The organism is Nostoc sp. FACHB-892, assembly GCF_014698795.1.
GTDB lineage: Bacteria > Cyanobacteriota > Cyanobacteriia > Cyanobacteriales > Nostocaceae > Nostoc.
In genome coordinates this window covers 162413-174745 of record NZ_JACJTR010000013.1, presented here as the reverse complement: position 1 = coordinate 174745, position 12333 = coordinate 162413, and the positions used below count along the sequence as shown (strand labels likewise).

General features: G+C 41.7%; 10 protein-coding genes. 3 read left to right on the top strand and 7 right to left on the bottom strand.

The window, feature by feature from the left end; all coding sequences use genetic code 11:
- Positions 1 to 160 precede the first annotated feature (160 nt).
- Positions 161 to 805, top strand: a complete 645-nt coding sequence (locus H6G96_RS18880) for a Uma2 family endonuclease (protein WP_190912867.1) — start codon at positions 161 to 163, stop codon at positions 803 to 805.
- On the opposite strand, the gene H6G96_RS18875 is transcribed toward H6G96_RS18880, so the two are convergent.
- From H6G96_RS18875 to H6G96_RS18855, 5 genes are all read right to left on the bottom strand, one after another.
- Positions 768 to 2069 carry an FAD-dependent hydroxylase gene (locus tag H6G96_RS18875; RefSeq protein WP_190912866.1) on the bottom strand — a complete coding sequence of 434 codons (1302 nt, stop codon included), beginning with the start codon at positions 2067 to 2069 and terminating at the stop codon, positions 768 to 770. The two genes, H6G96_RS18880 and H6G96_RS18875, sit on opposite strands and share 38 nt — an antisense overlap.
- Before the next feature lie 115 nt (positions 2070 to 2184).
- The gene (locus H6G96_RS18870; protein ID WP_190912865.1) at positions 2185 to 2943 is read right to left on the bottom strand and encodes a YebC/PmpR family DNA-binding transcriptional regulator; all 759 of its coding nucleotides are present in this window, start codon (positions 2941 to 2943) and stop codon (positions 2185 to 2187) included.
- A gap of 174 nt (positions 2944 to 3117) precedes the next feature.
- Positions 3118 to 4686, bottom strand: coding sequence for a metallophosphoesterase (locus H6G96_RS18865; protein ID WP_190912864.1), 1569 nt, complete (start codon positions 4684 to 4686; stop codon positions 3118 to 3120).
- 65 nt (positions 4687 to 4751) lie between these two features.
- Complete coding sequence (locus tag H6G96_RS18860) at positions 4752 to 4898, bottom strand: hypothetical protein (protein ID WP_190912863.1); 147 nt, start codon at positions 4896 to 4898, stop codon at positions 4752 to 4754.
- Between the two features lie 428 nt (positions 4899 to 5326).
- Complete coding sequence (locus H6G96_RS18855) at positions 5327 to 5506, bottom strand: CopG family transcriptional regulator (RefSeq protein WP_190912862.1); 180 nt, start codon at positions 5504 to 5506, stop codon at positions 5327 to 5329.
- 444 nt (positions 5507 to 5950) lie between these two features.
- Between H6G96_RS18855 and H6G96_RS18850 the strand changes: the two genes are divergently transcribed.
- Positions 5951 to 9472, top strand: a complete 3522-nt coding sequence (locus H6G96_RS18850; protein WP_190912861.1) for an NB-ARC domain-containing protein — start codon at positions 5951 to 5953, stop codon at positions 9470 to 9472.
- A gap of 267 nt (positions 9473 to 9739) precedes the next feature.
- Here H6G96_RS18850 and H6G96_RS18845 read toward each other — a convergent pair whose 3' ends face one another.
- Positions 9740 to 9961, bottom strand: coding sequence for a hypothetical protein (locus tag H6G96_RS18845; protein WP_190912860.1), 222 nt, complete (start codon positions 9959 to 9961; stop codon positions 9740 to 9742).
- Between the two features lie 77 nt (positions 9962 to 10038).
- Positions 10039 to 10872 carry a hypothetical protein gene (locus H6G96_RS18840; protein ID WP_190912859.1) on the bottom strand — a complete coding sequence of 278 codons (834 nt, stop codon included), beginning with the start codon at positions 10870 to 10872 and terminating at the stop codon, positions 10039 to 10041.
- A 666-nt stretch (positions 10873 to 11538) separates the two neighbouring features.
- On the opposite strand from H6G96_RS18840, the gene H6G96_RS18835 reads away from it, so the two are divergent.
- Positions 11539 to 12237: a haloacid dehalogenase type II gene (locus tag H6G96_RS18835; protein ID WP_190912858.1), complete on the top strand. Its 699-nt coding sequence runs from the start codon at positions 11539 to 11541 to the stop codon at positions 12235 to 12237.
- Positions 12238 to 12333: the final 96 nt, after the last annotated feature.

Below are 12333 nucleotides of genomic sequence, written 5' to 3'. Positions count from 1 at the left end.
CTCCTTCGACATAGATGCAAAAATTAGGGTGGGCATTTTCTAGACAGAAAGATGTGAAAACTACGATATTTTATACCCTGGTTCTTATCCGTAGCAGAAAAGCTATCCGAAGTCGCCTAGATTAGAGATAAAATTTCCAAAGCACTAACTCTCACAAGTCATGACTCAAGCCATACCCAAGCTAGTAACCTTTGAGGAATTCGTCGATTGGCTACCCGAAAATCGACAAGTACGCTATGAACTACATAACGGAAATATTGTTGAGATAGCGCAACCAGTAGGGGAACATGAGGAAATAAAAGGATTTTTATCTATCAAAATTGCTGTTGAAATCAAGCGTCTAGGATTGCCCTACTTCATCCCCAACCAAGTTATAGTTAGACCTCCTGAAAAAGATTCTGGTTATTTCCCTGATGTGTTAGTGCTAAATCGTGCAAATCTGGCAAACGAAAATTTATGGAAAAAAGAATCTACCGTTAGTTTGGGTGCATCGATACCTTTGGTAATTGAGGTTGTATCAAGTAACTGGCGGGACGATTACTATTTAAAATATGCTGATTACGAAGAGATGGGTATCCCTGAATACTGGATTGTCGATTATGCTGCCTTGGGTGGACGCAATTTTATCGGCAATCCCAAACAACCAACAATCACCGTGTGTAACTTGGTTGATGAGGAATATCAAATAAGTAAGTTTCGAGAAAGCGATGCCTGCGGCAACCCCTCCGGGGAACGCATTGTCTCCCAAACTTTTCCTGAATTTAATCTCACCCCAAACCAGATTTTTCAAGCTGGTATGGTGTAGCCTTTAAGCCTGATCGTTTTGCTAATTCTGGAGTCCGTCCCTTCAAGCCAATCATCAACTTCAGCATAAACACTTTTAAGACAGGTACTCGCTGCAAAAACCATAAACCCAAGCGACGAACCACCACCACAGGTAATAAGTTATTAGAAAACATCCGATCTAACAAATCGGTGAAACCTAAAATCGTCAGGTTTTCCAGCTTGCGCCAGCGTTCATAACCTTTAAGAATCTGAATATCACCAATATCTTTACCTGCTTGGTGCGCTGCTTGTAGAACTTGCGCTAATGCTGCTGCATCCCGAATCCCCAGATTTAAACCTTGTCCACCTACAGGATGGCAATTGTGCGCCGCATCACCAATTAATGCTAGTCGGGGGAGAACATAGCGATCGCTTTGCATGAGTTGTACCTGGAATACAAAGCGATCGCCTAGTAATTCTAATTTCCCCATCTGATTGCCATAGCGGCGGGTGAGTTCTCTTAAAAATTGCTCATCATCTAAAGCACATAAAGCTTTTGCTTCTTCGTGGGGAGCTGTCCACACAATGCGGCAACGGTTCCCCGGTAAAGGTAAAATCGCAAAGGGCCCGCTAGACCAAAATCTTTCGTAAGCGGTGTTATTGTGCGGTTTTTCTGGTTTGACAAATGCTACAATACAAGATTGCCAATATTTCCAGCCAGATGTTTTGATCCCAGCAGCTTGACGAATTGGCGATCGCGCCCCATCTGCTGCTATCAGTAATTTGCTACGAACTGTCTGTAACTGATCAGCAATTTTAATATCTATCGCTACTATATCCTGCTGATACTGCGTATTTACCACTTCAGCCGGACATAGATAAGTTACATTTGGACAATCTTGGACAAACTCTTGCAAAGGCTGCAACAGCGCTTGGTGTTCCGCTACATAACCCAATGCTGTATCTATATCATCTGTAGTAAATTCCACCACATTGGGATAATCGGCATCCGAAAGCCGAACTCGGCAATATTTGGCGATTTGAGGCGATATTTTGTCCCAAACTCCAATTCCTTGGTAAATTAGCGCCGAAAGCTGATGAACTGCATAGGCTTGCCCCTTAGCTACTGCGGCTGATGCTACTTTGGCTTCAATCAGCAAGATACTCAAACCAGAATCTTTTAAGGCAGAAGCTAGAGTTAACCCAATAATCCCACCGCCGACAATTACCAAATCATATTCATATCCCCGCAAGTCTGGCGGTGTAGGTTGAGGGGAAATTTGATCAAGCTGCGTTATGGTCATTGTTAAGTTAAGTTACAGCATCTTAACTCTTATTTTGACGCGATCGCGCCCTCATGGGCAAGTTAGAGGAGTAAACTATTGAAAAACCTCGCTGCTACCTTTGAGTAAATTTTTATTAAGAAATGCTCAGAGCCATCAATTCTTCTGATATTTCAAAGTTAGCTGTGATATTTTGCACATCATCCAAGCCTTCTAGAGTATCAATTAACTTGAAAAGTGATCGCGCCTGATCTGGATCAATGACTTCTACACTATTACTAGGAATCCAGCGTAATTCGGCATCAGTCACCTTAAAACCTTGATCCTTGAGTGTCTGATTAAGAGTTTCTAAATTGCCTATGTCAGTAAATACCTCAGCTATCTCATCTTCAGCCATTTCATAAGACTCAGCACCGCCTTCGAGGGATGCTTCTAAAAGCTGTTCTTCGTCAACTACGCCCTGTATTACACAAACGCCTTTTTGATCAAACATCCAGCTAACGCAGCCTGTTTCACCAAGATTGCCACCATTTTTACTAAAAGCTACACGCAAGTCAGCAGCAGTGCGATTGCGATTATCTGTGAAGGCTTCGATTAAAATCGCTACACCACCAGGGCCGTAACCTTCGTAGCGAATTGCTTCAAAGATGACATTATCCCCGCCAAAAGTGCCTGCACCTTTAGCGATCGCTCGTTCAATATTATCATTGGGGATACTCGCCGCCTTTGCCTTTTCAATTGCCGTGCGAAGTTGAAAATTCAGCGCCGGATCTGGTACGCCGCTTCTAGCCGCCACGATAATCGCCCGCGATAACTGAGTGAAGGTTTTTCCTTTTTTTGCATCTACTACCGCTTTTTGGCGTTTAATATTTGCCCATTTACTGTGTCCTGCCATAATCCGAAATTATCAAAACTCTATTCAAAATTAGGATATACCTAGCTTTTGCTCAGATGCAAAGGTGCATTTGTTAAATGCTAGATATTTGTTAGCCAAAATCATGATTTAACTGGATTTTGATTTTCGAGTGATTAAGACGCGTAGTTTACCACCGTAGGTATCGCATCTCGTTTAAATCATAAAAGGTTCAAGTTCGCTATTATGCCACTTTTTTTCAACCCGTTCAGTAATAAGCGGTCTGATGATAAACTTGGGCGGGCAACCATCTAAAACATCAATCCGCACGCATGAGTAAGGCAGGCGCTTCTGGAAATTGTAGTCATAACGACCCACAAAAAGCATTGAATCCGCCACTTTCCGAATGGGTTTACCTGCAATATCAGCAAAAGTCTCCATTAATTCAGTCCCCTCTCGCCGTTGATAGCGAGGACGATGACCGCTACCACCAGAGATAATACAGTTAATGTGGGAGTCAGCAAATCCGGTATCAGTTGTGCAAAGATGCTCCAAACAGTGAGCGTGACCATTTAAAATCAAATCAACTATAGGACGTTCTTTAATTAGAGAACCAAGAGTTTGTGCAACTTGTTCAAACACCCAGCGTAAGCGGTGGCGAACCGCCAAAGTTTGTGCTTGATTCCACTTGGTAGTTTCTGTAACATAAGGAGGATGGTGGAAAAATATTACACGTCCACGCACTTCAGAGGTGTTCCAAGATTCGATGAGTCTACTACGCAACCATTCAAGTTGTTCAAAATCTATCGCAGGCATTTTCTGAGATGCCAATTGTTTTTCAATATCGATTTTGATCTCGTTTATTTGGTCTAGTTTGGCACTTAGGTCATCAAGTTGTTCCGCTTCGGTGGGTTTATCGGGGTTGAGGCGATTGTATATTCCCAAAATCTGCAATTCTTCTTGATCTATTTCTTGGCAACGCTTTTGCAATTCCCGGCGGTAAATTTCTCCCTCTTGAGTTGCAGGTAAGGGTGATGGTGTATTAAAGGTGTTAGAATCCAAAGCGAAAAAGTCAATCCCGCCGTAACGGAAAGTGTAATAACGATTGGGTAAGCGGGTAAACTGTCCAGGTTCGTAACGCAAACAGCGTCCTGTGTCAGTCTTAGCAGTATAATGTTGATCTAAATGACGTTCCAATTCCGGGGAAGACATCGCCCCTGTATAGTCCATAAAGGCCCGTGCATAGGCATTACCTTGATATGAACCATGCCAACCAATCTCGATATCTTTGTAGCGCAACAGGCGACGTAATGAAGATGTTGTTCCAGTAAATAAACGGTACATCAACGGCACATCGTAGTAATCATGATTACCAAGTACTGGCAAGAATGGTATGTTAAACACCATGCGGTCATAAAGAATTTCTTTTGGGTTGTCGCCACCTACAAGAAATTCGCGGTAAGGCTCAATAAAGTTTGTTGAATAATACTCTTGGGAACCCACCACATAAATTACATCGCCTGTGTGTAACACAAAACTGCAATCATCGCGGTGAGTCAGCATTAGTTCAGCAACTTTTCGTTGTGGGTGTTGTCGATAATGGGATTGGGTACCGGAATCACCGATAACCATAAACGAAAATTCTGGGCTATCTTCTCTGCCATCATCTATAACCATGCAGGTTTGATCAATTCCCCGTTGCACAAAACTTGGATGCATCCACCGCACCCGTTCCTTCATCTTTTGAATTTTTACAGGAATCGGTGGATCGGAAATCAATTTCATGGCTGATAACTCTTGAATGCCTAACCTTACTCACACGCCGATTGTAACGAAATATTTAATTGTCATTAATCATTTGTCATATCATGTCCGGATAAGTAGTTACGATTACCACAGTCATTCCACCCCTTAACCGACAAGTGAGGAGACTGAATTATCGCGATCGCAACCTTTACAACAGTTTCAAGCGATCGCCCATAAATGGTAGTATGCACAGGAACAGCAAAAGATAGAACCCTCAGCCAAAGGATAATTACTGGAAAACGATTAAAACTGACATTAATTAAATGGACTACCAGAATGGAGTAAATCAGTCTCCTACCAAATTAAGTCAATCGCGATCAAAGATGCGTGTTTTGCTGTTAGTAAGGTTAAGAAAAAGTTTAAGAACTGTGGTGGTATTAGTAAGGTTAGATTTAGGCCAAGAAAAGATCCTGTACAATCTTGCTATACTCCCAAGTCTGCGGTAAAAGACTTGGGAATATACCACACTACATTAGATGAGGTCTAATCTATGATTAACGCTCTTGAATTACTTTTGTCAAAGTAAATATTAAAAACCTTTGTCCAAATGTGCAACCCCTGTACTTTAGCTATGACTCTTTGAGACTGGGACTTTTCATGCCAAGTCTGAAAAGTTAGGTTAAGGCAAGGCTTGAATTAGTTCCCGAATTACATCTATTGCTGGTTTGCCAGTCTGTTCACAATATTTCTCAAGGTTCTGAGCTTCATCTGATGTCAAGTTTAACGTAATTCGCTTAAGCGCCCTTTTTTTACTGGAGGTTGCAAAATGGGGAAATTTAGGTGCAGCAGTTTTATTCATAGATTGATAAGCTAGATATATAGAAACTTTCCTTATCAAGCTTGCCAATTCAGAAACGTCTTTACCAGTGAAAATCGAGATTTTGAGATTGAACTTAAGCTTTACGATCCAAATATATTACTGATAATTTTAGGTATGAAATAAATAGTATCATACGTAACTAATATGCCATTACGTATGATGCAAATAGCTTTCGGTTGAAGGGCTTATGTCAGCAATGCTGCACAGACCAGATTGTTTGTTGAGCAAGCGGTGTTGAATTAGTGAAACGAGTGGATTGCCAAAGGTGGCTTGTATCAGTAAACATTTTGGCTATAGACCTCTTTAAAATCCTCTGCAACATGAGATTATTCATTTGTGATAGCTATCACTTCATATCTATAGCAACCTAGTGGATAATTATTTTTTATCATCAAAGGCGATTACCCAAACGTGAGTTAATACATGACTTTACAGAATTGGAGACGCAAGCGTGGCGTTGCACTTACTACCAAGGGGTTACAAAAAATTAAGGAGGCAAAGCATCAGTCAGAAGCAAAGGAAAATTTTGGAAACAGGTATACTCTCGAAGAAATGAGTGTCCGCTCTGGGTTATATTCCGCTACTATCTCGAAAGTACTAAATCGCGAAGGAGGAGTTGACAAACAGACTATTGAAAAGCTTTTTTCAGCTTTTCAGTTAAAAATAGATAAAAGTGACTACTCAAGCTCAAATACTCGCTTAGATTGGGGAGAGGCTATCTTCAACTCAGTTTTTTATGGACGGACAGAAGAACTTACCACGCTAGAGCAATGGATCCTCAATGAACACTGCCAATTAATAGCAGTATTGGGAATAGGAGGCATTGGTAAAACGGCGCTGTCTGTAAAGTTTGCTCAACAGATTCAGGAGAACTTTGAGTATGTGATCTGGCGATCGCTACGAGAAGTACCGCCTGTTAAAATTATTCTAAGTAACCTAATCCAATTTCTATCTGACGAACAAGAAATAGAAGGTAATTTACCAGAAAGCTTTAGTGAGAGGGTATCGCGGCTACTCTATTATTTACAAAATCATCGCTGTTTGGTGATCCTTGATAATGCAGAATCAATTCTCCGCAGTGGGAGTCGAGCCGGACTTTATCGAGAAGGATATGAGGAATATGGTGAACTTTTAAGACGGGTAGGAGAAGCAACTCACCAAAGCTGCTTAGTGCTGACTAGTCGTGAAAAACCGAAAGAAGTGGCATTACTGGAAGGAGAAGCATTATCTGTTCGTTCATTACTACTGAGTGGCTTGAAAGTGGTGGAAGGGCAAGAAATCTTAAAACTCAAAGGGCTATCTGCGGCAGAGAATGAATGGAAAGTAATGATTGAACGTTATGCAGGCAATCCATTAGCCCTAAAAATAGTCGCCACAACCATTAAAGATGTTTTTGATGGTAATGTGACTGAATTTCTGCAACAAGACACAGCTGTTTTCGGCGACATTCGTGATATTTTAGAGCAGCAATTTGAGCGTTTGTCAGATTTAGAAAAGGAAATAATGTATTGGCTAGCGATTAATCGTGAGCCAATGGCGCTTCAAGAATTGCGAGATGATATTATATCACAAGTACCGCAAGCAAAACTAATGGAGGCTGTCGAATCTCTGGGAAAGCGATCGTTAGTTGAGAAAAGTGCAATAACTTTCACCCTACAACCTGTAGTCATAGAATATGTGACTCAGGTATTCATAGAGCAAGTCTGTGAAGAAATTGCAACTGAGAATATTGAACTTTTTAGATGCCACGCTTTGATCAAGGCGAGTGCAAAAGACTATATAAGAGAAGGTCAAATTCGCCTCATCCTCAAACCGGTTCTTGATGAGCTGCTCACTAGATTAAGAAGTAAAAAAGGCATTGAAAATCGACTAGCTAAAATTTTAGTAAGGCTACGGGAAGAATCGCCGCAAGAACCAGGGTACACAGGTGGAAATATTCTTAATTTGCTTTGTCAACTACAGACAGATTTAAGGGGTCATGATTTTTCTGAACTGACGGTTTGGCAAGCAGACTTGCGGAATGTGAAATTGCATGATGTAAATTTCCAAAACGCTGATCTAGCTAAGTCTGTCTTTGCTGAAGCCTTCGGTGGTATTTTGTCCGTAGCCTTTAGCCCCGACGGCAAACTTTTGGCTACGGGGGATAGCAATGGTGAGATTTGCTTACGAAATACTGCCGATGGCAAACAGATCCTCAACTGCAAGGGTCATACCAACTGGGTTGTATCACTTGCCTTCAATCCTGACGGTAGAACCCTTGCTAGCGGGAGTGCTGACTCTACTGTGAAATTGTGGGATGTCATTACAGGTCAATGCCTGCAAACCTTTTCGGAACACAATAATAGTGAGGTTTGGTCGGTAGCCTTTAGTCCAAATGGTAATATGCTAGTAAGTGGCAGTAATGACCATATAATAAGACTATGGAGTGTTAGCACCACTGAATGTCTCAGAATTTTCCGGGGACATACAAGTTGGGTAATTTCTGCGGTCTTCCATCCGGATGGTCAGACGCTAGTGAGTGGCAGTGATGACGACACAATTAGATTGTGGGATGTCAGCACTGGCGAATGTATCAAAACTCTACAGGGGCATGATGATGGAATACGATCAATCACTATAAGTCCAGACGGTCAGACAATAGCGAGTAGCAGTGATGACCAGACAGTAAAGTTATGGGACTTTGACACTGGTGAATGCATTAAAACTCTACAAGGGCATCATGCTGCGGTCTGGTCAGTTGCCATTAATCCTCAAGGCAATATTATCGCTAGTGGCAGTTTCGACCACACAGTGAAGCTATGGAGCTTTAGGACTGGGCAATGTCTAAAAACCCTTCAAGGACATTCGGGTTGGGTATGCTCTGTCGTCTTTAGTGTGAAAGGGGATCTTCTCGCCAGTGGCGGTGAAGACCAAACAGTAAAGCTATGGAACATTAATACTGGTCAATGTCTCAAAACTTTCAGTGGTTATACTAGCCAAGTTTGGTCAGTTGCTTACAGTCCGGATGGTCAGACATTAGCAAGTAGTAGTCACGATCACACAGTAAGGTTATGGAATGTTAATACGAGTAAAACTTTGCAAATTTTCCAGGGGCATGGTGCTGCGGTTCGATCAGTTGCGTTTTGTCCAAAAGGGCAAACATTGGTAAGTGGCAGTGACGATAGAACAGTAAAGTTGTGGGATGTCAATACGGGTCAAGCCTTACAAACTTTCCTGGGACATCATGCTCTAGTATGGTCAGTTGCTTACAGCCCCGATGGTCAAACTTTAGCAAGTGGCAGTCACGACTGTACGGTGAAGTTGTGGGATGTTAATACGGGACAAGCCTTACAAACTTTCCAGGGGCATCGTGCTGCAATCCAGTCAGTTGCCTTTTGTCCTCAAGGGAAGACTGTAGCCAGTGGTGCTTGGGATCAGACAGTCAAGTTGTGGGATGTCAGCACTGGTGAGTGTAAAGGAACGTTAGAAGGGCATACGAATTGGGTTTGGTCAATTGCTTTTAGCCCGAATGGTAAATTGCTGGCAAGCGCCAGCTATGACGGAACAATCCGGTTGTGGAGTGTTAGTACTGGTGCTTGCCTCCAAACTTTCCAGGTTTGTGCAAATGGTATCGTTAAAGCAGTCGTCTTTAGTCGAAACGGTCAGATTATAGCTAGTAGCAGTCCCGATTACACAATTAAGTTATGGGATGTTGATACAGGTGAATGCAAAAGAACGTTACATGGACATTCAGCTTGGGTCTGGTCAATCGCTTTTAGCCCAGATAATCAAACTCTGGCTAGTAGTGGCGCTGATGAGACAATTCGACTTTGGGATATCAACACGGGCAAGTGCTTGAAAACTTTGAAGGCTAAGAAATTTTATGAAGGAATGAATATTAGGGGGGTTACGGGTTTAACTACTGCGACTATTGCTACTCTGAAAGGGTTGGGGGCAATTGCTTAGGAAAAACAGCCTTGGCAAGGAGTTATATAAAACCAGTAAAGATTTCACCGCTTGGAGGAACCTACAGCAATATATTTTTGAAACGTCAGGTCAGTAGACAGCAGGTTTTCTCTGCCCAAAAGTGTCAATCCCTAACTGTTTAACTGTTACGGTATTTGAATCTAACTAGTATCTGAGCTTCTTCAAACCCTTAGTAAAAGCTAAACAATTGAGGGATATCAACTAGTAACTCAAGCCTGATCATTAAAGTATGTAGATAAGCCGAAACTAGAAATCAGCCATAGGGATATCGCTTGGTAATCCTTTTGCGAATTCCTCAAACATGATTCTTTCCAACTCAAACTCCATGTCATCCAAAGTCTCTAAGCTGCTGTCGCTGAAGCTGCTAGCAGAATTATAAGGGCTGAAAGATTGCTGCTCGATAGCAGAATTACGAGAACTTAAAGATTGCTGCTCAATGGCTGTAGTTTTTGCTGTTGCTGTTTCCATTATCTTTTTTTAACTGTGCTAATTTGTACACTTTCTCAGTTGTCTTAAAAAAGTTGCGCTTGGTTCTTAGATCATTTCTAAGCTTTTAGCGGTTTTAACACATTCTGAATCTCCTCATCTGATATATAAGGTTCCTCAGGTGGGCTGAAGCGCAACAATGCAGCTTGATAACAAGCTTTCGCCACGCGAACACGTTCTTCAGAAGTAAGACCAGCAATCATTGCAAGCGTTTCCTTTACGTGTTCCACCTCAGTGCTAACAGCACTGTGCGCGCGCAGGCAACGAGTAGCTGTGATACCTGGTGGTAGCAGTGCTTCCACACTCTGGATGTAACCCATCCCTATACATATCCCTAAACGTTCCGCTGTATAAGAATAGCCCACGCAATCAATTGGATCTGATCCCTGAACGCTCTGGGTGAAGTAATCCAGCAACGCTTTTGCAGCCGGAGGAACAAGTGCTTGCACAACAGCTTCGGCTCTATATCCCATCGACTCAATATCCCGTAAAGCGAGTAGGTCATGGCCTGCCTCTTCTCTGGCTTTCTGTACAGCCCACTGTGCCAAACTCTGACGATCTGCTGAAGCGAAGCGCTCTTGCGCTTCCTCCATCAGTTGGGGTGTGGAATGGCACAAATGGTAAAAACCTGCAAGTCGCCATACCCAACGTGTAGGGGTTAGAGTTGGTGGTCTGCGCTCCGACTTCACTGCGTACCAAGCACATACTATTGCATTATTTAAAAGCTTTCGAGTTTCAGTTAAGGTGTCTGCATCAATCATCTTTTGAGTAAAGGAATAGCCCATCCCCGGATGTTCGGGTTGATGTAACCAAGTCCGATTAGCAGTCTCCACAACTACTTCGTCAGACGAAATATGTGTTGATTCAGTATCAATGAAAAATTTCTCACACATGGTTCATTATGCATTCCTATATCTTCCAGGAGGTAAAATACTACTTTTGCTACAAAATAGAGATGGAGATAGCTGGACTAAGCTATAGGGTGTAAATGCAATCATCATGAATTAGTTAGTATGTACCTTATAAGAAGGCTTTGAGATGTTTATTATTGATGATAATGTAAAAATATACGATTGTATGATTATTTTTCTAATACATAGTATGCTTACGCAGATAAAATTACAGCTTGTGCGTACCGACTGTATCAAATTTGCTAGCTTACCTTATTTTTTACCCATCTTAGTTCAACGCCACTAATGCCCCAGTTAAAAGCAAAAACTGCTTTATAGTCTATCTTTGCCCAAATAGTCGTGTCTCTTCTTTTACTTGAAATTGAACGCCTAGCTCTCTTTGCACGTAGTTGTAGTTTTTACATTCATACTTCCAGGTGCAAGATGTAAGGTTTAGTTTTGTTGTGCAAATCTACTTACTTGTATTCATACACTTTAGTCTTTTATTGTCTACCTACTTAAATGCTTTGATATAGAAGAAATGTTCAGAGGCTTTAAGAGCGGCAAATATAGCGATGCCTGCGGCGGGCTGCGCCAACGCAGATGGGTTCGCTCGTCTTTTGGTTTGTGAAAACTGAACATAATTAATCAAGACCTGGAGTGTGAAAAATGACTGACTTTAATCAGTACAAGGCTTTAACTTTCGATTGTTACGGAACTCTAATCGATTGGGAGAACGGCATCTTAGGCGTGCTAAAACCACTTCTAATAGCACATAACACTAATTTGGATGACGATCAAATTCTTGAACTTTTTGCTGAGTTTGAAGCAGAACTAGAAAATGGTGATTATATCAAATATCGAGAAGTTTTGAAGAGAGTAGTCCAGAAATTTGGTGAACAATTTAGCTTTGCACCAACTGCTGACGAACTAAGTTCACTTGCTGATTCGATTCAGCATTGGCTGCCTTTCCCGGATACAGTTGAGGCACTTAGAGTCTTAAAGCAAAACTTTAAGCTGGTTATTATCTCAAATGTAGATGACGATCTCTTTGCTTTCTCGGCAAAGCACTTGGAGATAAAATTCGATCAGATAATTACAGCAGAACAGGCAAAAAGCTACAAACCCTCCTTAAACAACTTCAGACTGGCTATAGAAAGAATTGATTTGCCGTTAGACCAGATATTACACGTTGCTGCTAGTGTATATCACGATATCGTTACAGCCAAATCTCTGGGACTATCAACAGTCTGGGTAAACCGTCGAGCAGTTCAAAAAGCAGTTAGCCCCGCAGGATCAGCAATAAGTCAACCTGACTTAGAAGTGCCGGATTTAAAGACTCTTGCTACTTTGAGTTCACCGAAATAATACTGAGCAATAAGTACTCAGCGCCTAGTACTGTTTCGATAAGGATCTGTTGTTACAAAACGATACAGGGATTGCAACATAGATTAATTCTGCCTT

Bases quoted from the DNA above. Each gene is read 5' to 3' on its own strand.
- H6G96_RS18880 (WP_190912867.1), top strand. From the start codon at position 161: ATGACTCAAGCCATACCCAAGCTAGTAACCTTTGAGGAATTCGTCGAT.
- H6G96_RS18875 (WP_190912866.1), bottom strand. From the start codon at position 2,069: ATGACCATAACGCAGCTTGATCAAATTTCCCCTCAACCTACACCGCCA.
- H6G96_RS18870 (WP_190912865.1), bottom strand. From the start codon at position 2,943: ATGGCAGGACACAGTAAATGGGCAAATATTAAACGCCAAAAAGCGGTA.
- H6G96_RS18865 (WP_190912864.1), bottom strand. From the start codon at position 4,686: ATGAAATTGATTTCCGATCCACCGATTCCTGTAAAAATTCAAAAGATG.
- H6G96_RS18855 (WP_190912862.1), bottom strand. From the start codon at position 5,506: ATGAATAAAACTGCTGCACCTAAATTTCCCCATTTTGCAACCTCCAGT.
- H6G96_RS18850 (WP_190912861.1), top strand. From the start codon at position 5,951: ATGACTTTACAGAATTGGAGACGCAAGCGTGGCGTTGCACTTACTACC.
- H6G96_RS18845 (WP_190912860.1), bottom strand. From the start codon at position 9,961: ATGGAAACAGCAACAGCAAAAACTACAGCCATTGAGCAGCAATCTTTA.
- H6G96_RS18840 (WP_190912859.1), bottom strand. From the start codon at position 10,872: ATGTGTGAGAAATTTTTCATTGATACTGAATCAACACATATTTCGTCT.
- H6G96_RS18835 (WP_190912858.1), top strand. From the start codon at position 11,539: ATGACTGACTTTAATCAGTACAAGGCTTTAACTTTCGATTGTTACGGA.